The following is a 26,447-nucleotide window of genomic DNA, read 5'->3' as shown; positions in this document are numbered from 1 at the left end:
CACGTCAGATCCGCCGCCGAGCCTTCCGCGCCCGGCGGACCAGCGCGGCCGTACCCAGCAACGCGACCGTCGCGCCCGCGGCGCCCGCGGCGGTGGCATCCTTGCGGCCGAGGCGGCGGCCGGCCACCGTGTGCCGCCCGGCGACCTCCTCCAGGAGCTCGGCGAGGACCTCCTCGTTGGTCCACTGCGGGCGCCATCCGGCGTCATGGAGCCGGCTCCCGCTGACCACCCAGGGGTACATCGTGTAGGCGAGGTCTCCGGCCGGCGACGGCGTGAGTCCGATCCGGTGGAGCCGGGCCGCGGCACCCAGGGCGACGGCCGAGGGCAGTTCCATCCGCCGGATCCCGCTGAGTTCCTCGACCTCCTCCTGTTCCAGCCATCCGTCGCAGCCCACGGCCAGCTCACCGTCGGCCTTCTCCAGGACGGCGTACTCCAGGGCACTGCACAGGTCCTCGACGTGGCAGAACTGCCAGGCGGGCCGGGACCCGGCGACGACCAGCAGCCGGGGTGACTCGAAGTAGCGCGTGAGGGCCGTGTCGGTGCCTCCGACGAGCACGGCGGGCCGTACGACGGTGACGTTGAGCCCGGGATGCGCGCGGGGCGCCCGCCGGGCGAGCCGTTCGATCTCCAGGAGATCGCCGACGCCAGTGGCCTCCGCGGTGGCGCGCAGTTCGGCGTCTTCGGAGAGAGGCAGTTCGTTGTCGGGCAGCGCTCCGTAGACCATGGCCGAGGTGCACAGCACCACCCGGTGCACTCCGGCGGCGGCCGCGGCGGTGAGCACGGTCTGGGTACCCCGCACGTTGTACGCGGTGCGCGCCGCGGGATCGGCCTCCAGGTCGAGGTCGAGCGCCAGATGGACCACGACGTCCGCGCCGCGGAGCTTCTCGGCGATCGCCGGGTCTCGTACGTCGAGGATGTGCCAGTGAGCGTCCGCGCACTCACCACGCCGCTCGTCGATGGCGATGACCTGCTTGATCTCGTCGCTGGCGGCGAGCCGCTCGGTGAGCAGAGCGCCGATGCCGTCGGCGGCGCCGGTGACCGCGACGACGGGGCCGCGTAGGGCAGTCGACTCTCCGGCGCGCAGCGTCGTCGTTGAGGGGCGGTGGTCGGGCGACGGGTGGGCTGAGAGGTTTCGCGCTGCGCGAACCTGTGGATCTGGGGAACTCACCGGGCGTCTCCAGCGGTTGTCTTCAGTAAGAACGCGCGTGATGCGTACGTACCAGGTGGCATCCATCCTGCCGCAGCCCAGGAGTCGGCGAAGCATCGAGGCCTGAACCGGCCGCGGTGTCTACGCTGGGTGGTGTTGTCGGGCAACCGCGCCGTCGGAGAGAACCGGCGGCCTTACCAGCCGAGGAATCCCGTGAGTGACACCCCATTCGGATTCGGCCTTCCGCCGGAGGAGCCGGACGACGGCGACGAGGGCAAGGAGAAGGACCAGCAGAGCGGTGGTGGCCAGGGACCGGCCAACCCGTTCGGTTTCGGGTTCCCCGGAGCCGGCGGACCCGGCGCCGACAACCCGCTCGCCGCGATGTTCGGTTCCATGAACCCCAACGATCTGGGCGCCGCCTTCCAGCAGCTGGGCCAGATGCTCTCGTACGAGGGCGGCCCGGTGAACTGGGACATGGCCAAGCAGATCGCCCGTCAGACGGTGTCCCAGGGCGCCTCTGACGGCACGAAGGACTCAAGTGTCGGCCCAGCCGAGCGCTCGGGGGTCGAGGAGGCCGTGCGTCTGGCCGACCTGTGGCTGGACGATGCGACGTCCCTGCCGTCCGGCGCCGGCTCCGCGGTGGCGTGGAGCCGCGCAGAGTGGGTCGAGGCGACCCTTCCGGTGTGGAAGGAGCTCGTCGACCCCGTTGCCGAGCGCGTCGGCGCGGCCATGGGCGATGTGCTTCCCGAGGAGATGCAGGCCATGGCCGGCCCGCTGATCGGGATGATGCGCTCCATGGGCGGCGCCATGTTCGGTACGCAGATCGGTCAGGCCGTCGGCGTGCTCGCGGGCGAGGTCTTCGGCTCGACCGACATCGGACTGCCGCTGGGCCCGGCCGGCCGGGCCGCGCTGCTTCCGGTGAACGTCGAGGCGTTCGGCAAGGACCTCGGCGTACCGAAGGAGGAGGTGCGGCTGTACCTCGCCCTGCGCGAGGCCGCCCACCAGCGTCTGTTTGCGCATGTGCCGTGGTTGCGCTCGCACCTGTTCGGAGCGGTCGAGGGCTACGCGCGCGGGATCAAGGTCGACACGGCCAAGCTGGAGGATGTGGTCGGCCAGCTCGACCCGTCCAACCCGGAACAGCTTCAGGACGCGCTCCAGCAGGGCATGTTCCAGCCGGAGGACACGCCGGCCCAGAAGGCGGCGCTGGCCCGCCTGGAGACGGCGCTGGCACTCGTCGAGGGCTGGGTGGACGCGGTCGTGCACGCGGCGGCGAAGCCGCGTCTGTCGTCCGCGGACGCGCTGCGTGAGACGCTGCGCCGCCGCCGTGCGTCGGGCGGTCCCGCCGAGCAGACCTTCGCCACGCTGATCGGCCTGGAGCTGCGCCCGCGTCGGCTGCGGGATGCCTCGCGGCTGTGGGCCTCGCTCACGGACGCGCGCGGTGTCGACGGCCGGGACGCTCTGTGGGCGCACCCGGACATGCTGCCGACCGCCTCCGACCTGGACGACCCGGACGGTTTCGTGCACCGCGAGCAGCTGGACTTCTCCGAGCTGGACAAGATGCTCGGGGAGGCCGCAGGCGGCTCCGCCGAGAAGCCGAACCTCAAGAAGGACGACAACGACAAGAAGGACGACGGCAAGGGCGACGGCGCCGAGTGAGCCTCCATGACGACGCGGTCCTCGTGCTGAAGAGCTACGAGGACCAGGAAGAGCTGCGACAGGCGTATCTGGACCATCTTCAGGCTCATCCGGACGGCATGTGGAAGGCCTGCGAGGCCGGGCACATCACGGCGAGTGCCCTGGTCATCGATCCGGAGCAGGGGCGTGTGCTGCTGACGCTTCACAAGAAACTGCGCATGTGGCTTCAGATGGGCGGCCATTGCGAGCCTCAGGACGCGACTGTGGAGGCTGCGGCCCTGCGTGAGGCCACGGAGGAGTCGGGCATCACTGGTCTGATGCTGCTCCCGGGCGGGCCCGTACGGCTCGACCGGCACCCGATCCCGCCACCGTGCCACTGTCACTTCGACGTGCAGTACGCGGTGCTGGCGCCGGCCGCCGCGGTCCAGGAGATCAGCGACGAGTCGCTCGACCTGCGCTGGTTCGCGTATGACGAGGTGGCGGACGTGGCGGACGAGTCCGTGGTGCGGCTGCTCGGGGCCACACGGGCCAGGCTCTGAATGTGTAAGGGGCGGCCGCAATGGCGACCGCCCCTTACAACTGCCTCCTGGGAGGGTCAACTCCAGGCGTTGCCCTGGTTCTGTCCCCGGGCTCCCTGCTGGCCCACTCCGTACTGTGCGCCGAGGCCGGAGCCGATCGTCGCGTTCTGCGGCGGCATCAGCTCGCTGGGCTGGACGAGTACGTAGCCCTGGCCCATGAAGCTGAGCTCCCAGCCCTCACCGGTGTTGCCGCGGCGCCGGAACACTCCGGAGGAGTGCGTCTGGGCCTGCATCTGTACACGCAGACTCGTCGACCAGGCGACGATCGCGTCGGCGTCACAGTTCACGAACCGGTCAGGGGTGACCTGCATCATCAGCGGCATCCCCGAGGTCATCAGGGCGGCCTTGCCCCGCCCGGAGATGTTGAGCTGGTACTTGCCGGAGCCGGAGATGCCGTACTGGCTGTCCACGGCGATCACCTCGTGGTGCAGCGAGGAGTCCATGGCCAGGACGTAGCTGCTGTCCACGGTGAGGCCGTCCTGGTCCACGTCCACCACATGGATGTGCTGGGCGAGGTTGGCCAGATAGACGGTGCCCTGTCCATGGCAGCGCATCAGGTCGAGGCCCTCTCCCGTCTGTGCGCGGGAGCGCCGCTGACCGGAACTCTGGAACTCGGCGTCGAACTCCACCAGCCCCTGGTAGGCGACCATGGTGCCCTTGCGGGCGAGCACGTCGTCGTGGCCCTCCAGGGCGACGCGCAGCATCTGCTTGTTCTGCAGGCTGTAGCGTTCCTGGGACTGCTGCTCGTTGTAGGCGAAAAGCGGGCTCTGCATGATGTGTGGCTCCCCCTCAGCCCCGGAGTCGGAGGCGGTCGGTGCTGTCCTCGCTGGGCTGGACGACGACGATGCCCTGTCCGGAGAAGGCCATCTGGAACGCCTCTCCGCTGCCCCGCCCGATCAGCGACCCCGCCTTGAAGGTGCGCTTGCCCTTCACCTTGAGGTTCGGGGACCAGGCGACGAGCGCGTCCGGGTCGACGTATGTCTCGTCCTCCCCGCCGCCGCAGTCGACGACGATGGGCTTGCCCCGGGAGGTCAGCGCGACCCAGCCCTGCCCGGAGATCTTGGTGTTCCACAGGCCTTGTCCGGCGAATTTCGCCAGTCCCTTGACGCGTTCGACGCCCCACTGGAGGTGTGCGTCGAAGGCGAGCAGGTTGGTGGCGTTGACGGAGATTCCGTCGCCGTTGAGGTTGATGACGACCACGTTCGCTCCGTAGTCGGCCAGATAGAGCAGACCGTCTCCGGAGCACTTCATCAGGGGCGCGCCCTCACCGGTGGCCCAGTCGCGTGCGATCTGGCGCACGGCCGGCGGATTGGGCTCGTACTGGACGAAGCCTTCGTAGGCGACCATCGACCCCACGCGTGCGAGGAGGTCGCTTCCGCTCTGCATGGCGACCTTGAGCATGTGGTTGCCGTGGTTCTCCATGCGTGCGGCAACGGGTGCCGGGGCGAAGCCCGCGAGCTGCTGGTTCATGTGACGGGCTCCCTCAGACCTCGTACGGCTGGACGACGATGAAATTGCCGGGCGCGCCGCGGAATTGGAGGTTCACGCTCTCTCCGGTGTCGCCCGGGTAGGCGTTGCGGCGCATCCGCACCTGGCTGGAGACGATCACCTGGGAGGCGGCGGACCAGGCGACGACGGCGTTGCAGTCGGCGAACGTCGTCGGCGTGACCGGCAGCACCACGGGCGCTCCCTGCGTCTTGACGATGATCGTGCCGGTCCCCTGGAACTGCATCGTGAACAGCGCGCCTCCGGGGATGCCGTGTCCTTCGACGCGGCGGACCTCGTACTGGAGTGTCTCGTCGAACGCGAGAACGTTCTCCGCGGAGACGCAGATGGCGTCGCCCTGCAGCTCGATGGGGTGCAGCATGGCGGACTTCTCGGCGAGGAACACCTGGCCCTTGCCCGAACAGCGCATCAGCTGCATCTCCTGGCCGGTCGCGTTGCCCACGATCCGGCCGGAGAATCCGGCGCTCTTGTAGCTGAAGTCGACCTTGCCCTGGTAGAGCACCATGCTGCCCTGGCGGGCGAGCACTGCCTGGTCACCGCCCATGCCGAGGTCGACACGGACCATCTTCTTGTTCTGCTGGGTCCAGCGCTGCCCGGTGGGCGCCTCCTTGTACGGCTGAAGCGCCGCGGCAACACCGGCGCCGCCCTGGGGAGCGCCCTGCGGTACTGCGTACCCGGCAGGCGCGGCCGGAGCACCGGGCTGGCCGGGGACCTGGCCGAACGGCGGCTGCTGCCCGTACCCGGGAGGCGGGGTCGGCTGGCCATAGCCGGGCGGCGGGGCGGGGGCCTGAGGTGCTTGGGGTGCCTGAGGCTGTCCGTAACCGGGCGGCAGAGGCGCGCTCGGGGCGGAGGGGTGGCCGTACGGAGGCTGCTGCTGGTCCGGCGGCTGCCCGTAGGGCGCGGGAGCGGGTGCCGGAGGCGGTACAGGGCCGCCGCCGGGCGGGGTCATGGGCGCCGCGATGGTCGGTGCGGCGTGCATGGGGGGTGTGGGCTCCGGAGGTGCGGGTGCCTGTGGCGGGGTGGCTGCCGGGGGCGGCGCGAAGCCCTGGGCGGGCTGCGGAGCGGGGGCCGGAGCCGGCGTTGCGGGGCCCGACGGGGCGCCGAACGCGGGCGGCGCGGTGCCCTGCGCGGGTGGCGCGAAGGACGGCGCGCCGGCCTGCGGCTGCGGTGCGGCGGCGGGCTCCTCCTCGGCGACCTCGCCGCCGAAGTTCTTCAGCAGCGCGTCGAGTCCGCCGTCGAAGCCCTGCCCGACCGCCGCGAACCGCCATACGTCCTTGAGGTAGAAGTCGCCCAGCATCACGGCGCGTTCGGTGGAGAACTCGGCGCCGCTGAAGGGGTACCGGGCCACCTCTTCGCCGCCCGCGACGATACGGAGGTATCCGGGGGCGATCTGCGACAACTGCCCGGCGCCGTCGAGCGTCGCCGTGAACGACAACCTCTGGATCTGCGGCGGGATCTTGTCGAGCGTGACGCGGAAGGACTCCGTGTCGCCCGCCTGCGCTCCCAGGAGCTGAATGGACTCTTCAGGAGTCTTCGGCTGGTTGAAGAAGACGAAGTACCTGTCGTCCGAAAGCCGTTCGTCGGCGTCCAGACCGAAGCAACTGATGTCGAAGGTCAGCCCGGGGCCGGTGATCTGCACGCCTACGTACAGATCGGTGCCCGCGGTGAGGTCACTGATCTTGGCCTTGTGGCCGCGTTGGAATTCCCTGGCCATGCGTAACGACCGTCCCCCATCCCGATACGAGTGCGTCGCGCGTCAGGCTAACCGCAAAATCCGGCCGCGGACGAAGCCGGTACAGACCCGGTACACAATCCCTGCTTCCGGCCCGTACCAGCACAGTCGCGCCGCCGGACCCCTGTCACTCGTCGCGCGCGGCGGGCAGATGGGGCAGCCGGTCGGCGGCGACCACCCCTTCGAGGTAGCCGCGGGCCCGCTCGGTACGCGGATAGGCATCGAGGAGCTGCCAGAAGCGGGGCCCGTGGCCGGGCACGAGCAGGTGCGCGAGTTCGTGGACGAGGACGTAGTCGACGACGTATTCGGGCATGCCCTGCAAGCGGTGCGACAGGCGGATGCTGCCCTCGGCCGGGGTGCAGGAGCCCCAGCGGGTGTTCTGGTTGGTGACCCAGCGGACCGAGGAGGGCCGGGCGAGGCCGTCGAAGTACTGGTCGGAGAGCCGGGCGGCACGCTCGGAGAGCTCCGCGTCGCCGAGTACCCGTTTGTTCTCCTGGGCGGCGAGCTTGTCGAGCATGACGCCCACCCAACGCTGCTCCTCCGCCTCGGACATCCGGGCGGGGATCAGTACGACGGTACGATCACCCTCGCGATACGCGGAGACCGTTCTGCGTCGGCGAGTGCTCCGGCGGACCTCGATCGCGCTCGCCCCCGAGCCGCTCGGCGGCTCGCCCGTCGTGCTGCGCTGTGGTTTTCCGCGGTTCAGTGGGTCGGCGGACACGCCCCGACGGTACCTGTTGCGCATGGTGGAAGTCCCGCCTCCGGGACGGTTCGATGCCGATCCGCGCTCTGCGCGCCCAGTTTGTCCATACTCCGTACGCCTGATTTGTACGACGAGTGCACCCAGCCTGTGGATAACTTTCGGTACTCGACGGCCGGGACGTGCATGCTGGCAATCCGACCGGCGGAGCAGGACGAGCACCACCGGCACAACGGGGACGTACGGGGGGCTGTCATGCATCCGATGGTGAAACCCGCGCTTCGGCGCGCCTGGCGGGATCTGAACACCGTGCAGTTCGGGATGGCACCGGCACACGCGATGGTGCTCGGCCCGATGGACACGACGACGAGCAGTTTCCTGACCTTGCTCGACGGAACACGTGGGCTTCCTCTCCTGCGCGACGAGGGGCACCGCATGGGTCTGCCCGACGGCCATGTCGACGGGCTCGTGGAGCGGCTGGCCCGAGCAGGACTGCTGGACGACGCGACGGGCGGCGGCCCGGACGCGGACGCCCTGCGCGAGAAGAAGGCGGCCTTGGACCGGCTGCGGGCCGATCTCGCGTCCCTCTCCCTGGTCGCCCTCGGACCGGGCGAGGGCATGCGCCGGCTGGCGGCCCGCCGTTCCCTGCGCGTGCAGGTGTGGGGCGCGGGCCGGGTGGGTGTGGCCATGGCCTGCGCGCTGGCAGGCGCGGGCGTGGGCCATGTCGACGTACGCGACGGTGGTTGCGTCGAGCCGTGGGATGTCGCACCGGGCGGACTGCCCGCCGACTCGATCGGCGAGCGCAGGGAAGAGGCGGCGCGGCGGGCGGTGCGCCGTGCGGCACCGAACCGCCCACCGCGGCGCGGCGGCGCACAGTCACCTCCCGACGAACAAGAGCCGGGGCTCTCCCTGGTGATCCTCGCGCCACGGGACGGCCTCGCCGCCCACGCCCCCGACCCGGCCACCGCCGAGCCGCTGATCGCATCCGGGACACCGCATCTGTACGCCGGGGTGGTGGAGGGCACAGGAGTCGTCGGCCCGCTTGTCCTGCCCGGCGACACGGCCTGCGCGGGCTGCCTGGACCGGGGCCGCACCGACCGCGACCCGAGCTGGCCGCGCCTGGTCGCACAGTGGCGTTCCGGGCAGACCCGTCAGGTGCAGGCGTGTGATCTGACTCTCTCGGCTACGGTCGCCGGGCTGGCCGCGGGACACGCACTCGCTTTTCTGGACGGAGAGTTGCCGTCCAGCGCGGGTGCTCGTTGGGAGACGTCGGTGCCCGGTTTCGACTGGCATGCACGCCCCGTGTGGCCTCATCCCGCATGCTCGTGCGGGACTGCGGAGAGAGCTAAGGGGGAGCAGACCTCTGAGGACGAGAGGCCGCACGAGACAATGGCCGGGCAACAGCCGCAAGCGGCTCGGCTGTCCTGTACTTGGAGGGCGCATGTCTGATCTTCCCCGGAAGGCGGTCACCCGGACCGCCAAGCTCGCCGCCCTACCGCTCGGCTTCGCCGGGCGGGCCACCTGGGGCATCGGCAAACGGATAGGCGGGAAGTCGGCGGAGATCGTGGGCCGCGAGCTGCAACAGCGCACGGCGGAGCAGCTGTTCAAGGTGCTCGGCGAGCTCAAGGGCGGCGCGATGAAGTTCGGGCAGGCACTGTCCGTCTTCGAGTCGGCGCTGCCCGAGGAGGTCGCGGGACCGTATCGCGCGGCACTGACGAAGCTTCAGGAGGCTGCACCGCCGATGCCGACACGCACGGTGCACACCGTGCTCGAGGAGCGGCTGGGCAAGGACTGGCACGACCTGTTCGTGGAATTCGAGGACAAGCCGTCCGCGGCGGCCTCCATCGGGCAGGTGCACCGCGCGGTGTGGCACGACGGTCGGGAGGTCGCCGTCAAGGTGCAGTACCCGGGGGCGGGCGAGGCACTGCTCTCCGATCTGAACCAACTCAGCCGTTTCGCCCGACTTCTGGGGCCGCTGATTCCTGGGATGGATGTCAAGCCGCTCATCGCTGAGCTGCGCGACCGGGTGTCCGAGGAGCTCGACTACGGCCTGGAGGCACAGGCCCAGCAGGCGCACGCGGAGGAGTTCGCGGACGACCCGGATGTACTGGTACCGGCTGTGGTCCACCAGTGCGAGCAGGTGCTGGTGACCGAGTGGATCGACGGCATCCCTCTGTCCGAGGTGATCACGGGCGGTACGCAGAAGCAGCGGGACCGGGCAGGACAGCTCCTCGCCCGCTTCCTCTTCTCCGGCCCGGCTCGTACCGGCCTCCTGCACGCCGACCCGCACCCCGGCAACTTCCGACTCCTGCCCGACGAGTCCGGCGACCCCGACGGCAAGGACGGTATGGATGGCTGGCGTCTGGGCGTAATGGACTTCGGCACGGTGGACCGCCTCCCGGGCGGTCTGCCGCCGACGATCGGCGACTCGCTGCGGATGACCCTCGACGGCGAGGCCGAACAGGTCTACGAACTGCTCTGTGAGGAGGGCTTCGTCAAGGAGTCGATAGAGCTCGACCCGGACGCCGTCCTGGACTACCTGCTCCCCATCATCGAGCCGGCCAAGGTCGACGAGTTCACCTTCACCCGAGGCTGGATGCGCAGCCAGGCGGCACGAATCGGCGACCCCCGCTCCCCCGCGTACCAGCTCGGCAAGCAGCTCAACCTCCCTCCGGCGTATCTGTTGATACACCGGGTGACATTGAGCACCATCGGCGTGCTGTGCCAACTGGGCGCCACGGTACGGCTCCGAGAGGAACTCGAGGAGTGGCTGCCGGGGTTTCTCCCGGAGGACGAAACGGCCCTGGAAGAGGGGGAGTCGGCGGCTGAGGCGTGAGGTCCGGGCGGGGGCTTGAGCGCGTACGTGCGTAAGCCGGGGTCCGACGGATGGCGGGGGGGGTCGGACCCCCGGAGGTACAACACACCGCGGGGGCCAGTCCGTTCGGACCAGCCCCCGCGATCAGAGGTTTGCTTCAACTGCCGTTGCCGACACCAAGGCCATTGCGGCTGCTGCGGCTGTTGCGTCGATGCGGCCTTACTGCATGACCGCCATGGCCAGGGCGCGGCGAGCGCGCAGCGACGCGCGCTCGGCGCGGCGCTGCATCCGGCGGGCCGTCACCAGGCGGATCGCCTGGCGCTCGGCCTCGGCGGCGCGCTGCCGCTCGCGCATATGCGCACGAGCCAGGGCTTCTTGGATGAGTTGCATCTCACGGGTCCTGTTCTGACGCGAGTCGCTCGCGCCGGTGGTGGTGAAGTCTGGAGTCGCGGAGCCGGCGGGCTCGCTGTTGGACGGCTTCATCGGGGCCTGATCCTTGGGGTCGTGCGTCAGGGGGCGATCGATCGTTCCTGTGGTGGTCATGCCGCGACCGGGTTCTTGCGCGGGCGACCACGCGGCCGCTTCCGGGCGACAACGACACCCTGGACGAAGAGCTCGCCACCCCAGACGCCCCAGGGCTCACGCCGCTCCTTGGCGCCTGCGAGGCAGGCCTCGATCAGCGGGCAGGTGCGGCAGAGGGACTTGGCGTACTCGACATCTGCCGGCGACTCGGCGAAGAAGACCTCCGGGTCGTTGGAGCGGCAGGGGACGGGCACGCCGAGGTTCTCGATGGCGTCGTCGAGCGCGGTGAGCGCAGTGAGCGGGATCAAGGTGGAGTCCTCCGTGAGGCCGGGCGGGGGGATCGTTTCGGAAGGCGGTACGGACGGGGCGTGCGCTTCGAGTTGCACGGTTCGTCTTCCTCGTCTGGTCGTGCCGGCCGGTTGGCCGGTTGGCGGCTGGTACCGGGTTCTTTTCTTGTCCCGAGGCCCCTTCGCTCTGTCGTCCCTGGTCGGGGACAAACAGAAGGGCCGCGGATCCCGGGTGGGGTTCCGCGGCCCTGAAGGCGCCGGCCTGATCGCCGATCAGGCTGGATCACTCCAGGGTTCAGGCCCACGGAAGGCCCACATCGTGTGGTGCGTCTGCTTGGCGGCTCCGGCACCGGCGGCCGCAAAGGCATAGGCCTGCGCCTGTGCCCCTACTGCTTCCAGTGCCTTCATCGGTCGCTCATTGCGCTCACGGACAGGAAGGACCGCGAGAGACACGAAGGACGCCGGCCGGACAGCAGGAATGCCGGACAGACCGGTGCCCAGGCTCGAGACGCCGAGCAGGCACGTGGAGACGACCGAGCGATCGGTCAATTTGACGGTGCTGATGGAGCTGGTGTTGATGCTGATCACTGGAATCGCCTCCTCTCGGCGTCTTGGGGGACCGGGGTGAGCCGGTCCGACGGTTATTAAGTACAGCACGGAACCAGGGCCTTGGAGAAGGCCGCCGCTTCCGTGCTTAAGAACCTATGGGGATTCCTGGGGCATGCGCAAACTATTTTCTCGACGAGTTTGCGTCAGTCCTCATCGTTTCCCTCTTCAAGCCCCTGACCTGCACAGATGGCAAGAACTTCGGTTCCGTAGCGGTTGAGCTTGCGGTTGAGGACGCCCGGGATGCGGGCCAGTTCAGCCGGAGTGGCCGGTACCGCTTCGGCGATGGCCATCAGTGTCTTGTCCGTGAAGACGCAGAAGTCCGGTTGTCCGCTGCGCTGCGCCTGGGCCGCTCGCCAGTCGCGCAACCGCTCGTACAGTCCCTCGTCCATGTCGGAGGGGCAGTCGTCGCAGCGCATCAGTTTCATCTCACCGGCGTCGGTGAGGGTGCGGCCGCAGACCCGGCAGCGGGCGGGCTGACGGGGCACCCGCCGCACCACGCCCTCGACACCACCGGCGACACCGCGCTCGATGCCGCCGGGGCCGCCTGCGCCGCCTCGGGTCGGGGCGGCGGTGGAGCCAGGGCGCAGTCCGTCGAGAAAACGGCTGGGGCGGCGGTTGGGACGGCTTCCGGGCGAGCGGGACAGCGCCCAGGAAACGGAGAGGTGTTGTCTGGCACGGGTGACGCCGACGTAGAGAAGGCGGCGCTCCTCCTCGATCTGTTCCTCGGTCTTTGCGTAGGTGATCGGCATCATGCCTTCGGCGACGCCGACGAGAAGGACGACATCCCACTCCAGGCCCTTGGCGGAGTGGAGGGAGGCGAGAGTCACGCCCTGGACGGTCGGGGCGTGCTGGGCGGCGGCACGCTCGGCGAGTTCCGCGACGAGATCGCCGAGCGTGGCGTCGGGCTTGGCGGCGGCGAAGTCCTGGGCGAGGTGAACCAGGGCGGCCAGTGACTGCCAGCGCTCGCGGACCGCGCCGGATCCGGCGGGCGGCTCGCTGGTCCAGCCCTCACTCGACAGGACGGCTCGTACCTGCGCGGGCAGGTCCACGGCGTCGTCCAGGAGGGAGTCGTTGCCCCCGAAGCGGCCTGCCGCACGCAGACCGTGGATGGCCCTCTTCACCTCCGGGCGGTCGAAGAACCGCTCGGCGCCGCGCAGTTGGTAGGGCACCCCGGCGTCGGCGAGGGCCTGTTCATAGATCTCGGACTGGGCGTTCGTACGGAAGAGGATGGCGATCTCGCTCGCGGGAACGCCGGAGGCGATGAGGTCACGGATACGGCGGGCGGCGCCCTCGGCCTCGGCGGGCTCGTCGGTGTACTCGGTGTAGACCGGCTCGGGGCCCGGGTCGCGCTGGGAGATCAGCTTCAGACGGTGCTCGGCGGCGCGGCCGCGGGCCTGGGCCAGCAGGCCGTTGGCCAGGTGGACGACCTGGGGCGAGGAGCGGTAGTCGCGGACCAGCTTGACGACCGTTGCGCCGGGGTGGCGGGTACGGAAGTCGAGTAGGTGGTCGGGGGTTGCACCGGTGAAGGAGTAGATCGTCTGGCTGGCGTCGCCGACGACGCAGAGGCTGTCGCGCTCACCGAGCCACAGTTCCAGGAGGCGCTGCTGGAGGGGGCTGACGTCCTGGTACTCGTCGACCACGAAGTGCTGGTACTGGGCACGGACCGCATCGGCGATGTCGTGCCGGTCCTGGAGGATGCCGACGGTCAGCAGCAGGACATCTTCGAAGTCGATGACACCGCGGTCGCGTTTGACGTCCTCATACGCGGCGTAGAGCTGGGTGATCTCGCCCGGGTGGCGGGGAGTTTCCCGGCCGGTCTTGGCGGCCATCGCCGCGTAGTCGGCGGGGACGGTCCGGGTGACCTTGCACCATTCGATCTCGGCTGTGACATCGCGCAGTTCGCCCCGGTCCAGGCGGATCCCGCAGCCGGCTGCGGCGTCGGCGACGAGCTGTATCTTCCGGTCGACGAGCCGCGGCAGGCTGCCACCGACCGCCTTGGGCCAGAAGTACTGGAGTTGACGCAGGGCGGCGGAGTGGAACGTGCGTGCCTGGACTCCGGAGGCGCCGAGCTGGCGGAGGCGGCCGCGCATCTCGCCGGCGGCGCGGTTGGTGAAGGTGACGGCCAGCACGCTGGAGGGCTGGAGAATCCCGGCGCGCACTCCGTAGGCGATGCGGTGGGTGATCGCCCGGGTTTTGCCCGTGCCGGCTCCTGCCAGTACGCACACCGGCCCGCGCAGGGCGGTGGCGACTTCGCGCTGCTCGGGGTCGAGGCCTTCGAGCACCGCGTCGGCTCCGCCCGGCGGGACCGGGTACTGCGAGCTGCCGGAGCCCTGCGGGAAGAGGGTGGAGTGCGTTGCTGCTGTCACCCCGCCATGCTGCCAGTTCGGCGATGACCGGTGCGCTGGTTGTCCACAGGTAAATGCTCGCAGTCGTACTAATGCGGCAGGCGCTGCGCCGGCCTCCGGGCCCCACACCGGCGGCGTACGGGAATGGTGGGCCGGTCGCGTACGTTCCACTCTCTGCGAATACGCACCCTCAGCAGCAAAGGAGCGCGAGACATATGCCGGGCACTGTGACGATGTACAGCACCACGTGGTGTGGCTACTGCCGTCGGCTGAAGGGCCAGATGGACCGCGAGGGCATCGCGTACGAGGAGATCAACATCGAGCAGGACCCGGAGTCGGCGGCGTTCGTGGAGAAGGCGAACGGGGGCAATCAGACCGTGCCCACCTTGCGCTTCCCGGATGGTTCGACCCTCACGAACCCTTCGCTGGCGCAGGTCAAGCAGAAGATAGGGGCCTGAGCTCTCTAAAGAGCCGTGCCCGGTTTCGGCAGGGGCTTGCCGTACCAGAGTTCGATCAGGCGGGCCGCAATCGAGATGCCGTAGGGAGGAAGCACCTCCCCGGACTCGAAGGCGGCCCGTAGCTCTTCGCGGGAGAACCAGCGGGCTTCGTGGATCTCGTCGCCGTCGACGTCGATGTGCGCCGAGGTGGCGCGGGCCATGAAGCCCAGCATGAGGCTGGAGGGGAAGGGCCAGGGCTGGCTGGCGATGTACTCGACCTCCCCGACGGTGATGCCGGCCTCCTCCAGGACCTCGCGGCGCACCGACTGCTCGATGGACTCGCCGGGCTCGACGAATCCGGCGAGGGTGGAGAACCGTCCCTCGGGCCAGTGCACTTGGCGGCCGAGCAGGATGCGGTCGTCGTCGTCCGTGACGGCCATGATCACGGCCGGGTCGGTGCGTGGGTAGTGCTCGGCGCCGCAGGCGGGGCAGCGGCGGATGTGGCCGGCCGCTGCGATCACGGTGCGTTCGCCGCAGCGGGAGCAGAAGCGGTGCAGGCGCTGCCAGTTCTCCAGGGCGACGGCGTGCACCATGAGTCCCGTGTCACGGGGCGACAGGAGCAGGCCTGCCTCACGCAGTCCCGCGGCGCGTGCGGACTGGTCCATGCGGCCGGGGAGCGCGTCCTTCTGGAGTGCGAAGTAGCTGACGCCGTCGTCGTCGGTGCCCAGGAAGTAGCGGTGTGCCTCGGTGAGGGGTGCTTCGAAGGAGGGGGTCATGACGAGTTCGGTGGTGCCGTCCTCCGTCTCGTCGATGAGGACCTGGCCGCCGGAGACCACGAACGCGCGGGTTGTGGGGTGGCTCCACGCCGCGGCGAGCCAGGCCTCGTCGAGCCGGTGGTGGGCGGCCCGGTCGATGCCGCTCGGGGCGGTGAGCGAGATGGGACGGTCGGCGGTGTGATCGGTCCAGGTGGTCACGGGTTCTTCCAACTCCCCCGGTGGAACGGGTATTTCAGTGGGACGTGCGGCAGGACTCGGCGGCGTTCGGCGGGCTCTTTCAGTGTGCATCGCGCGCGTTGTCCGCTAGGTCGCCACGTCCGCGGCGGGGCCCGCACCGCCCTCGGCGGTCGGGAAGCCGGTCTCCCGGGGTTTCGCGGCAAGCCGGTCGGCGCTGCGCCGTATGTCCGCCGCGTACTCGGGCCAGGCCGGCACGGACGGGATGCGCGGCCACTCGGTGGGGGCGTCGAGGAAGGCGGCGCGGTGATTCTCGATGTACAGGCGGACGGCGCTGTCCGAAGTCTTGCTCATGCTCACGAGCCTATCGGCCCGCACCGACACGCTGGTCCGGCGGTTCGTCCGAGGACGGCTCCTCCAGGAGCAGCCGCTCCAGTGCGGCCCGGTCCGGCAGATTCTCGGGCCGTACGATCTCGCCGCCGCGTACGTAGAGGAATGCGGCCTTGACGGACTCCAGGGGCACGCCGTGCTGCTCGGCCCAGGCGAGCCGGTAGAGGGCGAGCTGGAGGGGGTCGGCGGTGCGGCTGCGGCTGGTCTTCCAGTCGACGATCTCGTACGTCGTCCCGTCGCCGTCGCTCTCCTTGTAGACGGCGTCGATGCGGCCTCGTACGACTCGTCCGGCGATCTCGAGCTGGAAGGGGGCTTCTACGCGGTAGGGCGTGCGGTGAGCGTACGGGGTGCGTTCGAAGGCGTCCTTGAGTGCCTCCAAGTCGCGTTCGTCCGCGATCTCGGCCTCGCTGCCGGGCAGTTCCTCCGGCTCCAGCATGGGCAGCCGCAGCTCTTCGAAGCGGGTCTCCACCCAGGCGTGGAAGCGGGTGCCGCGGCGTGCGGCGCGCTGTGGGGGGCGCGGCATGGGGCGCGCGAGCTCCTGCGCGAAGGCGTCCGGGTCGGCGGCCAGGCTCAGCATCTGGGACGCGGTCAGGGAGATCGGCAGGGGTACGTCCTTGACGCTCTCGCGGGCACGCAGGAGTTCTCCGGTGAGGGCGTCCAGATCGCGGTCCCAGGAGGCGATGGTGCGGGCTTCCTCGGGGGTGAGGGGCGCGGTGTCACGTGGGTGCGGGCGGGCGTCCGGGGCGGGAGTGGGGCGCGGGATCCTCGGCCGGTTCCGGGGCCATGGCTCCGGGGGGGCCAGGGGCTCATCCGCGAATTCGGCCTCTCCGTACGGCCCGTCCGCGAATTCGGCCTCTCCATATGGCCCGTCGGCGAAACCGGCCTCTTCATGGAAGGCCTCGTCCACGTACGGAGCTTCGTCGGCGAAGTCACCGTCCCCGTAAGGGGGTTCGTCCTCCTCGGGCGGAGGCGGCCAGTCCGGATCGTCGTAGGGGGCGTGGGCGTCGTGAGCCGACGGGTGGGCCGCCTCGTGGGAGTGCTCGGACTCCAGGTGGGCCAGCACCGTTGCCGCGGCTGCTCGTCGGCGGGCCAGCGCTGCGTCGTCCAGCGGGAGGGGCCACGCGTGGTCGCCGGTGGCCTCGTGAAGCGCCGGGTTCTCCTCGCCCTCCTCGGGTTCGTCCGCCCAGGCTTCGATCTCGCCGTGTCCGGCCTCGCAGTGCTCGTACAGGGCCTGCAGGAAGTCGGAGGGTCCGCGTGGCTTCTTCTGGGAGGGGCCCCACCAGTGGCCGGAGCCGAGGAGCAGGGAGCGGGGCCGGGTGAACGTGACGTAGCCGAGACGGAGTTCCTCGGTGTGCTGGTGGTCCTTCATGGCCTCGTGGAAGGCCTTCATGTTCCTGGAGTCCCACGCTTCGATGTCGGGCAGTGTGTCGGCGTCGCCGCGTAGTTCGTGGGGCAGGACCTTGCCCTGGGCGGTCCACTTCTCGCGGCCCTGGGTGCTGGGGAACGTGCCGGTGACCAGTCCGGGGACCGCGACGACGTCCCACTCCAGGCCCTTGGACTTGTGAGCGGTGAGCACCTTGACGGTGTTCTCGCCGCCCGGCAGGGCGTTGTCGAGGCCCTTCTCGTACTGGGCGGCTGTGCGCAGGAAGCCCAGGAAGGCGAGGAGGGTGGCCTCACCGTCGTTGGCGGCGAAGGACGCGGCGACGTCGAGGAAGTTGGACAGGGTTTCGCGGCGGCGGGCGGCCAGGGCGTGCGGGGACGCGGAGAGCTCCACCTCCAGGCCGGTCGTGGCGAGGACTCGGTGCAGGACGTCCATCAGCGGGTCGGAGAGCGAGCGGCGCAGGTCGCGCAGTTCGGCGGCGAGCCGTGCGAACCGTACGCGCGCGTCCGGCGAGAAGGGCAGACCGTCGTCGTCCCCGTCGCCTCCCAACGGCGTCTCCAGGAAGGTGTCGAGCGCGTCCGCGAGCGAGATCACCTCGGCCGGGTCGACCCCTTCGACGGCCGCGGCGAGCCGGCGGTCCGGGTCGTCGTCGGCGCCCACGCGCGCGTGGGACACGAGGAGCCGTGCGCGGCGTCCCAGGAGGGCGAGGTCGCGGGCGCCGATGCGCCAGCGCGGGCCGGTGAGCAGGCGGACCAGGGAGGCGTTGGCGCCCGGGTCCTGGAGGACTTCGCAGACGGCGACGAGGTCGGCGACTTCCGGGAGGTGCAGCAGCCCGGAGAGACCGACGACCTCGACGGGGATGTCGCGGGCGACGAGCGCGCCCTGGATCTCGGCGAAGTCGGTCGCGGTGCGGCACAGGACAGCGATCTCGCCGGGCGCCTTTCCGGTGCGTACGAGATGGGCGATGGAGTCGGCGAGCCAGTCCAGTTCCTCGGCGTGGGTGCGCAGCAGCGCGCAGCGCACCATGCCGTCGCGTTCGGCACCGGGGGCCGGGCGGAGGGCCTCCACGCCCGCGTGCCGGGCGCGCAGGGGCTCCGCGAGACCGTTGGCGAGGGTGAGGAGCCGGCCGCCGCTGCGGCGGTTCTCGCTGAGCGCCTGGCGGATGGCGGGGCGGCCGTCGGTGTGCGCGAAGTGCTCGGGGAAGTCGTCGAGGTTGGCGACGGAGGCGCCGCGCCAGCCGTAGATCGCCTGGCAGGGGTCACCCACGGCGGTCACTGGGTGGCCCGTGCCGCCGCCGAACAGGCCCGCCAGGAGGATGCGTTGGGCGACCGACGTGTCCTGGTACTCGTCGAGCAGGACCACCCGGAACTCGTCGCGCAGGATGTCGCCGACCTCGGGCCGGGTGCGGGCGAGCGTCGCGGAGAGGGCGATCTGGTCTCCGAAGTCGAGGAGGTCCCGCTCACGCTTGGCCGCCCTGTAGTGGCCCACCAGTTCGGCCAGTTCACGGCGCGCGGCGGCCGTCTCCGGGACCTTGCGCAGGTCGGCGTTGGTGAGCTTGGCGCTCTCCAGGTCACGCAGCAACGCGGCGTCGTAAGCGCGCAACTGCTCGGGCCGTACGAGGTGTTCGGCGAGTTCGGAGTCGAGCGCGAGGAGGTCGCTGACCAGGTCGGGGAAGGAGCGGGTGAGCGCCGGGTAGGGCCCGGGGGCCTCGCGCAGGACGCGGGCGGCGAGCTGGTAGCGGGTGGCGTCGGCCAGGAGGCGCGCGGTGGGTTCGAGCCCGATGCGCAGACCGTGGTCGGTCAGGAGGCGGCCCGCGAAGGCGTGGTACGTGGAGATGGCGGGCTCGCCGGGCGGGTTGTCCGGGTCGATCACATCGGGGTCGGTGACGCCTGCCTTGATCAGGGCCTTGCGTACGCGCTCGGCGAGTTCGCCGGCCGCCTTGTTGGTGAACGTCAGGCCGAGGACCTGTTCGGGGGCGACCTGCCCGGTGCCGACCAGCCACACCACGCGCGCGGCCATCACTGTGGTCTTGCCGGAGCCGGCTCCGGCCACGATCACCTGCGGGGCGGGCGGTGCGGTGATGCAGGCCGTCTGCTCCGGGGTGAACGGGATGCCGAGGAGCTCCTTGAGCTGTTCGGGATCGGTGATACGGGCGGGCACCTCAGCGAGGCTAGCCGCGTTCACTGACAGCGGGGGCCGCAACAGCCGCCGGGCCGGAAGATGCGCTGGTCAGCACACGTGGTGCGGTACGTCACTTCCGACATCTCTTGACGACGCGGCGCCCCGGTGCAGGGTCACTCGACCACGTGGCGTCCCTCGGGACGTGCGCTGCACGACGCCCGGAACGCGCAGTGTGTGCAGTGCTGTCCTGTGCTCGGCGTGAACCGCTCGTCGAGGACCTTGCCCGCGGCGGTGGCAAGGAGGTCGCCGATCCACTCCCCGGAGAGGGGCTCTTGGGCCTGCACCTTCGGCAGGGTCTCACCGCCGTCCTTCCTGGGGGCGCCCTGTCGGAGCTGGACGAGTTCGGCGCCGCCAGGGTCGGGGCGCTCCCCTTCGAAGGCCTCGTCGACGGCTCCCTCGCGTACGGCGAGCTGGTAGACGGCGAGTTGGGGGTGGTGGGCCACGTCGGCGGCGGTCGGTGCCTGTTTGCCGGTCTTGAAGTCGACTACGTAGGCGCGGCCTTCGGTGTCCCGCTCGACGCGGTCCATGGAGCCGCGGATGCGGACTTCGTAGGAGCCCGCTTCGAGGGTGACGTCGAAGTCGTGCTCGCTGGCCACCGGCGTACGGCCCGCACGGTCCAGCACATGCCACTTCAGGAAGCGTTCGAGCGCCACGCGCGCGTGCTCCTTCTCCTGCGCCGACTTCCAGGGGGCGTCGAAGGCGAGCGCGTTCCACACGGAGTCGAGGCGCTCCATGAGGACGGCGAGGTCGGCGGGACTGCGTCCGGAGGCGACCTCGTCGGCCAGCACGTGCACCACATTGCCGAAGCCCTGGGCGGCGGTCGCGGGGGCGTCGGCCTTCACCTCGCGGCCGAGAAACCACTGGAGGGCGCAGGTGTTGGCGAGTTGGTCGAGTGCGCTCCCGGAGAGCACGACGGGCTGGTCGCGGTCGCGCAGCGGGACCTTGCTCTCGGTCGGCTCGTACATGCCCCACCAGCGGTAGGGGTGCGCGGACGGCACGAGAGGGCGGCCGTCCTCGTCGCCGAGCGCGGCGAGCCGGGCCAGGCGGCGGGCGGCGGCCTCCCTGAGGGTGTCCGAGACGCGAGGGTCGACGATCGTGGCGCGCAGCTCGGCGACGAGGGCGGCGACGGACAGGGGGCGGCGGGGGCGGCCGGTGACGTCCTTGGGTTCGACGCCGAGTTCGGTGAGGAAGCGGGACGGCTGGTCTCCGTCGTCGGCGGGAGCCTTCACGGCGGTGACGACGAGACGTTCACGCGCGCGCGTGGCGGCCACGTAGAACAAACGGCGTTCTTCGGAGAGCAGCGCACCGGGGGTGAGCGGTTCGGCGAGGCCGTCGCGTCCGATGCGGTCGGCCTCCAGGAGGGAGCCTCTGCGGCGCAGGTCCGGCCACAGTCCCTCCTGCACGCCCGCGACGACGACCAGGCGCCACTCAAGGCCCTTGGAGCGGTGTGCCGTCATCAGGCGTACGGCCTCGGGGCGTACGGCCCTGCGGGTGAGCGTGTCGGCGGCGATGTCCTCGGCCTCGATCTCCTCCAGGAAGTTGAGGGCGCCGCGGCCACCTGTGCGTTCCTCGGCGCGGGCCGCCGTCGCGAACAGCGCGCACACGGCGTCGAGGTCGCGGTCCGCGTTGCGCCCGGCCGCGCCGCCACGCCGGGCGGCCCGCTCCAGGCGCTGAGGCCACGGTGTGCCGTCCCACAACTCCCAGAGGGCCTCCTCGGCCGTGCCGCCGCCGGCGAGGCGCTCACGGGCCTTGCGCAGGAGGGCGCCCAGACGCTGGGCTCCGCGCGCGTACGAGGGGTCGTGTGCGACCAGCCGCTCCGGCTCGGCCAGCGCTCGTGCCAGCAATTCGTCCGAGGGCGGCGGGACGAGATTGCCTCCGGCGCGCTCCTCCTCGCGCAGAGCACGGCCCAGGCGGCGCAGATCGGCGGCGTCCATGCCGGCCAGCGGGGAGGCGAGGAGGGTGAGCGCGGTCTCGGTGTCGAGCCAGGGTGCTTCCGGAACGACGACGGCCTCGGAGCCGGGCTCGGGCTCGGCGGCATCGTCGGTGGGAGCAGGGGTGACGGTGTCCGCGCGCGCGGGCTCGGCACTTCCCTCAGCCGACCCCTCTCCGTCGGCACCCGCCCCGGCTCCGGCCCGCTCGGCTGCCCCCGCCGCATCCCGGAGTGCCGCCTCGGCCACCGCCTTGAGAGCCGTCAACAGGGGTGCCACCGCCGGTTCATGGCGCAGGGGAAGGTCGTCGCCGTCTATGTCGAGGGGGACGCCGGCCGCGGTGAGGGTGCGGCGGACGGTCGGGATGGTGCGGTGCCCGGCGCGTACCAGGACGGCCATCTCGCTCCAGGGAACGCCGTCCTCCAGGTGGGCGCGGCGGAGGATGTCCGCGATGTTGTCCAGCTCCGTGCCGGAGGTCGGGTACGTGTAGGCCTCGACGCGGCCATCGTCCTGTACGGGAGTCAGCTCCCGGTGGGCGCGGACCTTCTCCGCCGGGAGGCGGGTCAGGGGCATGCGCCGGGTCAGCAGCCGGGTGGCGGCCAGCAGTCCGGCGCCCGACCGGCGTGACGTCCTCAGGACCTCGACCGGCGCCGGAGTGCCGTCCGCGCGCGGGAAGGCTTCCGGGAACTCCAGAATGCCGTTCACGTCGGCGCCCCGGAACGCGTAGATCGACTGGTCGGGGTCGCCGAAGGCGACGAGGGTACGTCCCGCCCGCCACCCGCCACCGCCCTTGTACGGAAACCCTTCGGGCTGCACCCCTTGATTGCCCGCGAGCGCGTGCAGCAGCCGTACCTGCGCCGGATCGGTGTCCTGGTACTCGTCGACGAAGACCGCGTCGTACTGCGCGACGAGCCGCGCGGCAACCTCGGGACCGCGGGCGAGCAGCACCGCGCGGTGCACCAGTTCCGCGTAATCGAGCACTCCTTGCATATCGAGAACGTCGAGATACTCGGCGAGGAAGGCGGCCGCGGCGCGCCAGTCGGGACGGCCGATGCGGGAGGCGAACGAGTCCAGCGCGTCCGGACCGAGCCCCAGTTCACGGCTGCGGGCCAGCACCGCGCGAACCTCGTCGGCGAAGCCGCGCGTCGTCAGGCAGGCGCGCAGCTCGTCCGGCCAGCGCACATGGGCGAGGCCGAGCCGCTCCAGGTCGGGCTGGCCCGCGAGGAGTTCACGCACGGCCACGTCCTGTTCGGGGCCGGAGAGCAGCCGCAGCGGCTCCACGAAGAGGTTGCTGTCCTGGTGGGCGCGGACCAGGGCGTAGCAGAAGGAGTGGAACGTGGTCGCCTGGGGCGCACCGGCCGCCCCTATGCGCAGCGCCATGCGGTCGCGCAGCTCCACGGCGGCCTTGCGGCTGAACGTCAGCACCAGGATCCGCTCGGGGTCCGTACCGCGCCCGATCCGGGCCGCCACCGACTCCACGAGTGTCGTCGTCTTGCCGGTGCCCGGACCTGCGAGGACGAGCAGCGGGCCCCCCTTGTGGTCAACCACTGACCGCTGAGCTGCGTCCAAGAGAGGGGGATCCACCCGGACCGGCGGGGTACGCACCAGTCGGTAAGCGCCACGGTTCCCCTGTCGCCCCTGGTGGTGCGACAGGCGCCTGGTGGAGAAAGAGGAGCTCACGTGGTTCGCCGGTCCTGGTGGGTGTGCTGGTTGGCTTACCGCCGCGCGTGGGCGGCGGTGGCCGCGTGGTGAGGGGGATGCGCGCCGTTGACGCTACGCCCGCGAGGACAGCGGAAGGAGGGCTTCCGCTTCTTCCCTCCCGTCCCTCAGAACGCTCCTGTCCCCCGCATCACGAACGTACGCCATGCCACGGACGTGCCCAGTTTCCCCCGTACGGGCCGCTGATCCCCCTTTCGGGCGTCCGATGGCGGAAGCTGTCAAGTGTGACGTTCCGCGCGCTGCTCGCCGTCCCACCGCGCTCGCTTCATGTCGACGCGCGGCAGGTGGCCCTCGGAGGCCCTGCTCGCCTCCTTCAGGGGTGTGCCCTCCGCCTGGTAGTGGCCGAGGGCCTGCAGTTCGTGACCCGGGAGCAGCACGCCGTCCGCGCGTATGACGCGCCACCACGGAACGGCTCCTCCGTAGAGGGCCATCACACGGCCGACCTGGCGCGGCCCCCCTTCCTCGAGCCACTCGGCGACGTCCCCGTACGTCATGACGCGGCCGGACGGGATCAGCTCGGCAACCTCAAGGACTCGCTCCGCGTACTCCGGCAGGGCGTCCGCCGGAAGGCTCTCCTCGCTCATCCGCCCCATCCTGCCCCACCCCACCGACAACGTGACGGAGTGGTTACAGGACGTATACCTCGCCCGGGAGCGGCACTTCGGGCAGACTGTGCGCCCCTGCAATGCCCCCTGATGCCCCTCTGTGTCGGTGGGGCATGCCACCATCATCCGGGCGGTGACTGGTGATACGAGATCAAGAAGAGACGATGAAACAGCAGGGCGTGCACCCCGAAGGCGCGGAGGGCACCTCTGAGGTTTCGTCGCGCCCGGACACCGGCGACGACTCGGACGAGCGCACCTCGGACGCACACAAGAAGGGCGACCACACCTCGGACGCGTACAAGAAGAAGGGTGTCCCGGCCGCCGACGCCCCGGACTCCGAAGCCGACGACGTCCACTCCGAAGCGGTCGAGGGCGACGAACCGCTGCTCCCCGCACGCGTGCACCGTCCCTCCGATCTGATGCGTCTCCTGGTGGGCGTCCTCGCGGTCGCGGTGCTGCTGGGGATCGCCGCGTTCGCGCACGGCACGACATCGGGACTCGCCCAGGACATCAACAAGGGCACCGACGAGGCACCCGACCTGCTGAGCGAGATCGCGGGGCTCGCGTCGAGCATCGCGATCCTCCTGGTGCCGGTCGCCTTCGCCATCGAGCGGCTGATCAAGCGGGACGGACTGCGGATCGCCGACGGTGTGCTGGCCGCGGTCCTCGCTCACGGGGTGACGCTCGCCACAGATCTCTGGGTCGCCAAGGCCGCCCCGGACTCGATCCAGAAGGCGCTCACGCAGCCCTTGCCGCAGGACATCCACGCCCTCACCGACCCGGTGCACGGCTATCTCGCGCCGGTCATCGCGTACATGACGGCCGTCGGCATGGCACGGCGGCCACGCTGGCGTGCGGTGCTGTGGGTGGTGCTGCTGCTCGACGCCTTCTCCATGCTGGTCACCGGCTACACGACACCCTTCTCGATCATCCTGACGGTGCTGATCGGCTGGAGCGTGGCGTACGGGACGCTGTACGCGGTCGGCTCGCCGAACGTGCGGCCCACGGGGCGGACGCTGATGGCGGGCCTGCGGCATGTCGGCTTCCATCCGGTGAGCGCCTCCCGGGAGGAGACACCGGAGTCCACCGAGAGCGGTGACCGCGGACGCCGGTACTTCGTGACGCTGGAGGACGGCCGGCCGCTGGACGTCACGGTGGTCGACCGTGAGCAGCAGGCGCAGGGCTTCTTCTACCGCGTGTGGCGGCGTCTGACGCTGCGGGGCATCACCACGCGCCGCAGCCTGCAGTCGCTGCGCCAGGCTCTGGAGCAGGAGGCGCTTCTCGCGTATGCGGCCATCGCGGCCGGAGCCAACGCGCCCAAGCTGATCGCCACCTCCGAACTGGGCCCGGACGCCGTGATGCTCGTCTACGAGCACATCGGCGGCCGCACGCTGGACTCGCTGCCGGACGAGGAGATCACCGACGAGCTGCTGCGCGACACCTGGCATCAGGTGCAGGCGTTGCAGTCGCGGCGCATCGCGCACCGCAGGCTGGCGGGCGACGCGATTCTGGTGGATCGTTCTGGCACGGTGATCCTCACCGATCTGCGCGGCGGTGAGATCGCGGCCGGTGAGCTGCTGTTGCGCATGGACATCGCCCAGTTGGTGACCACGCTGGCCCTGCGGGTCGGCGCGGAGCGTGCGGTGGCCTCGGCGGTCGAGGTGCTCGGCCCCGACACGGTCGCCGACTGCCTGCCGATGCTGCAGCCCATCGCGCTGACGCGCGCCACGCGCGCGACGCTGCGAAAACTGGCCCGGGAGCGGGCGCAGCGGGAGCGTGAGGCCGTGCTGGAGGCCTCTCGGCATGCCAGGCCGGGGCGCGCCGCCGAGGAGGCCGAGGAAGACACCGGGCCCGTCGCACTCGAAAAGCCCGACAAGAAGGCCGTACGGGCCGAGAAACGCTCCGAGAAGCGGGCGATCGACGAGGCCCTGGAAGAGGCACGCGAGGAGGATCTGCTCACTCAGATCCGCCACCAGGTGCTGCTGATCAGGCCGCAGGCGCCGGTCGAACCGGCCCGCCTGGAGCGCATCCGGCCGCGCACGCTGATCAGCTTCATCGCCGGTGCCATCGGCGCGTACTTCCTGCTGTCGCAGCTCACGCACATCGAGTTCGGCACGCTCTTCGACAACGCCGAGTGGGGCTGGGTCGCCGCGGCCGTGCTCTTCTCTGCGCTGAGCTACTTCGCGGCAGCCATGAGCCTGCTGGGCTTCGTGCCCGAGCGGGTGCCCTTCCTACGGGCGGTGGCGGCGCAGGTCGCCGGGTCCTTCGTGAAGATCGTGGCGCCCGCGGCGGTGGGCGGCGTCGCCCTCAACACGCGCTTCCTGCAGCGCGCGGGAGTGCGGCCGGGCCTGGCGGTGGCGAGTGTCGGTGCCTCGCAGCTGTTCGGTCTGGGCAGCCACATCGTGTTGCTGCTGGCCTTCGGTTATCTGACCGGAACGGAGAAGACGCCGTCGCTGTCGCCGTCCCGCACGGTGATCGCGGGTCTGCTGACGGTCGCGGTGCTGGTGCTGGTGATGAGCTCGATTCCGTTCCTGCGGAAATTCGTCGTCACGCGCGTGCGGTCGCTTTTCGCGGGTGTCATCCCCCGCATGCTCGACGTGCTCCAGCGACCGCAGAAGCTCATCACCGGTATCGGCGGCATGGTGTTGCTGACGGCCTGCTTCGTGATGTGCCTGGACGCGTCGATCAGGGCGTTCGGCGGCGACGACATGCCCGCGCTCAGCCTCGCCAGCGTCGCCGTCGTCTTCCTCGCCGGTAACGCGCTGGGCTCGGCCGCTCCGACCCCCGGCGGCGTGGGCGCGGTCGAGGCGACCCTCACGGTCGGCCTGATCGCCGTGGGCCTGCCCAAGGAGGTCGCGGCGCCTGCGGTGCTGCTCTACCGGCTGCTCACGCTGTGGCTGCCGGTGCTGCCCGGGTGGCTGTTCTTCAACTACCTGACCCGCAAGGGCGCTCTCTAGGGCCTCTCCGGCGGACAGACCCA

The 26,447-nt window shown here is 70.6% G+C and carries 20 protein-coding genes; 6 read left to right on the top strand and 14 right to left on the bottom strand.

The features are described 5' to 3' along the window. Nucleotides 1-4 precede the first annotated feature (4 nt). Nucleotides 5-1,168 carry an SDR family oxidoreductase gene (locus OP79_RS11535; RefSeq protein ID WP_033320011.1) on the bottom strand — a complete coding sequence of 388 codons (1,164 nt, stop codon included), beginning with the start codon at nt 1,166-1,168 and terminating at the stop codon, nt 5-7. A 192-nt stretch (nt 1,169-1,360) separates the two neighbouring features. On the opposite strand from OP79_RS11535, the gene OP79_RS11530 reads away from it, so the two are divergent. Together OP79_RS11530 and OP79_RS11525 are read left to right on the top strand one after the other, a co-directional pair. Beyond that, a complete protein-coding gene (locus OP79_RS11530) occupies nt 1,361-2,803 on the top strand; it encodes a zinc-dependent metalloprotease (RefSeq protein ID WP_033320010.1) in 1,443 nt (480 codons plus the stop codon). Then, nucleotides 2,800-3,321: an NUDIX hydrolase gene (locus OP79_RS11525; protein ID WP_033320009.1), complete on the top strand. Its 522-nt coding sequence runs from the start codon at nt 2,800-2,802 to the stop codon at nt 3,319-3,321. Before OP79_RS11530 ends, OP79_RS11525 begins: the two co-directional genes overlap by 4 nt. Before the next feature lie 56 nt (nt 3,322-3,377). Here the strand turns inward: OP79_RS11525 and OP79_RS11520 are convergent, their stop codons facing one another. The 4 genes from OP79_RS11520 to OP79_RS11505 form a co-directional block, all read right to left on the bottom strand. Further along, nucleotides 3,378-4,133 carry an AIM24 family protein gene (locus OP79_RS11520; protein ID WP_033320008.1) on the bottom strand — a complete coding sequence of 252 codons (756 nt, stop codon included), beginning with the start codon at nt 4,131-4,133 and terminating at the stop codon, nt 3,378-3,380. A 16-nt stretch (nt 4,134-4,149) separates the two neighbouring features. Then, the gene (locus tag OP79_RS11515; protein ID WP_033320007.1) at nt 4,150-4,830 is read right to left on the bottom strand and encodes an AIM24 family protein; all 681 of its coding nucleotides are present in this window, start codon (nt 4,828-4,830) and stop codon (nt 4,150-4,152) included. Between the two features lie 13 nt (nt 4,831-4,843). Next, on the bottom strand, nt 4,844-6,580 hold the full coding sequence (locus OP79_RS11510) for a TerD family protein (protein ID WP_033320006.1): 1,737 nt from the start codon (nt 6,578-6,580) through the stop codon (nt 4,844-4,846). A 145-nt stretch (nt 6,581-6,725) separates the two neighbouring features. Continuing rightward, nucleotides 6,726-7,319, bottom strand: a complete 594-nt coding sequence (locus OP79_RS11505) for a M48 metallopeptidase family protein (RefSeq protein WP_033320005.1) — start codon at nt 7,317-7,319, stop codon at nt 6,726-6,728. A gap of 234 nt (nt 7,320-7,553) precedes the next feature. Here OP79_RS11505 and OP79_RS11500 point away from each other — a divergent pair, with 234 nt between their 5' ends. Together OP79_RS11500 and OP79_RS11495 are read left to right on the top strand one after the other, a co-directional pair. Continuing rightward, nucleotides 7,554-8,747 (top strand): TOMM precursor leader peptide-binding protein, encoded by a 1,194-nt coding sequence (locus tag OP79_RS11500; protein ID WP_033320131.1) that lies wholly within the window; start codon nt 7,554-7,556, stop codon nt 8,745-8,747. After that, entirely contained in the window at nt 8,740-10,134 is a 1,395-nt protein-coding gene (locus OP79_RS11495; RefSeq protein WP_033320004.1) for an ABC1 kinase family protein, read from the top strand. Before OP79_RS11500 ends, OP79_RS11495 begins: the two co-directional genes overlap by 8 nt. 198 nt (nt 10,135-10,332) lie before the next feature. On the opposite strand, the gene OP79_RS11490 is transcribed toward OP79_RS11495, so the two are convergent. From OP79_RS11490 to OP79_RS11475, 4 genes are all read right to left on the bottom strand, one after another. After that, nucleotides 10,333-10,656 carry a hypothetical protein gene (locus tag OP79_RS11490; RefSeq protein WP_033320003.1) on the bottom strand — a complete coding sequence of 108 codons (324 nt, stop codon included), beginning with the start codon at nt 10,654-10,656 and terminating at the stop codon, nt 10,333-10,335. Continuing rightward, nucleotides 10,653-11,021: a WhiB family transcriptional regulator gene (locus OP79_RS11485; RefSeq protein WP_033320002.1), complete on the bottom strand. Its 369-nt coding sequence runs from the start codon at nt 11,019-11,021 to the stop codon at nt 10,653-10,655. Before OP79_RS11485 ends, OP79_RS11490 begins: the two co-directional genes overlap by 4 nt. Before the next feature lie 174 nt (nt 11,022-11,195). After that, nucleotides 11,196-11,510, bottom strand: coding sequence for a hypothetical protein (locus tag OP79_RS11480; protein ID WP_033320001.1), 315 nt, complete (start codon nt 11,508-11,510; stop codon nt 11,196-11,198). A gap of 164 nt (nt 11,511-11,674) precedes the next feature. Then, nucleotides 11,675-14,005, bottom strand: coding sequence for an ATP-dependent DNA helicase UvrD2 (locus OP79_RS11475; protein WP_078491734.1), 2,331 nt, complete (start codon nt 14,003-14,005; stop codon nt 11,675-11,677). 86 nt (nt 14,006-14,091) lie between these two features. On the opposite strand from OP79_RS11475, the gene OP79_RS11470 reads away from it, so the two are divergent. Then, on the top strand, nt 14,092-14,334 hold the full coding sequence (locus OP79_RS11470) for a mycoredoxin (protein WP_033319999.1): 243 nt from the start codon (nt 14,092-14,094) through the stop codon (nt 14,332-14,334). Nucleotides 14,335-14,339: 5 nt separating this feature from the next. On the opposite strand, the gene nudC is transcribed toward OP79_RS11470, so the two are convergent. From nudC to OP79_RS11445, 5 genes are all read right to left on the bottom strand, one after another. Then, the gene (gene nudC / locus OP79_RS11465) at nt 14,340-15,287 is read right to left on the bottom strand and encodes an NAD(+) diphosphatase (RefSeq protein ID WP_189320808.1); all 948 of its coding nucleotides are present in this window, start codon (nt 15,285-15,287) and stop codon (nt 14,340-14,342) included. 105 nt (nt 15,288-15,392) lie between these two features. Then, a complete protein-coding gene (locus tag OP79_RS11460) occupies nt 15,393-15,617 on the bottom strand; it encodes a hypothetical protein (protein ID WP_425428561.1) in 225 nt (74 codons plus the stop codon). Between the two features lie 10 nt (nt 15,618-15,627). Continuing rightward, nucleotides 15,628-19,194, bottom strand: coding sequence for an ATP-dependent helicase (locus tag OP79_RS11455; RefSeq protein WP_033319996.1), 3,567 nt, complete (start codon nt 19,192-19,194; stop codon nt 15,628-15,630). Between the two features lie 134 nt (nt 19,195-19,328). Next, nucleotides 19,329-22,823 carry an ATP-dependent helicase gene (locus OP79_RS11450; protein ID WP_078491733.1) on the bottom strand — a complete coding sequence of 1,165 codons (3,495 nt, stop codon included), beginning with the start codon at nt 22,821-22,823 and terminating at the stop codon, nt 19,329-19,331. 257 nt (nt 22,824-23,080) lie between these two features. Further along, nucleotides 23,081-23,446, bottom strand: a complete 366-nt coding sequence (locus OP79_RS11445; protein ID WP_033319994.1) for an MGMT family protein — start codon at nt 23,444-23,446, stop codon at nt 23,081-23,083. A 185-nt stretch (nt 23,447-23,631) separates the two neighbouring features. Between OP79_RS11445 and OP79_RS11440 the strand changes: the two genes are divergently transcribed. Continuing rightward, entirely contained in the window at nt 23,632-26,424 is a 2,793-nt protein-coding gene (locus tag OP79_RS11440; protein WP_033319993.1) for a lysylphosphatidylglycerol synthase domain-containing protein, read from the top strand. Nucleotides 26,425-26,447 lie beyond the last annotated feature (23 nt).

Origin of the sequence: Streptomyces yerevanensis (assembly GCF_000716805.1) — a bacterium.
Classification (GTDB): Bacteria; Actinomycetota; Actinomycetes; order Streptomycetales; family Streptomycetaceae; genus Streptomyces; species Streptomyces flaveus.
This window is presented reverse-complemented; position numbering and strand designations above follow the sequence as displayed.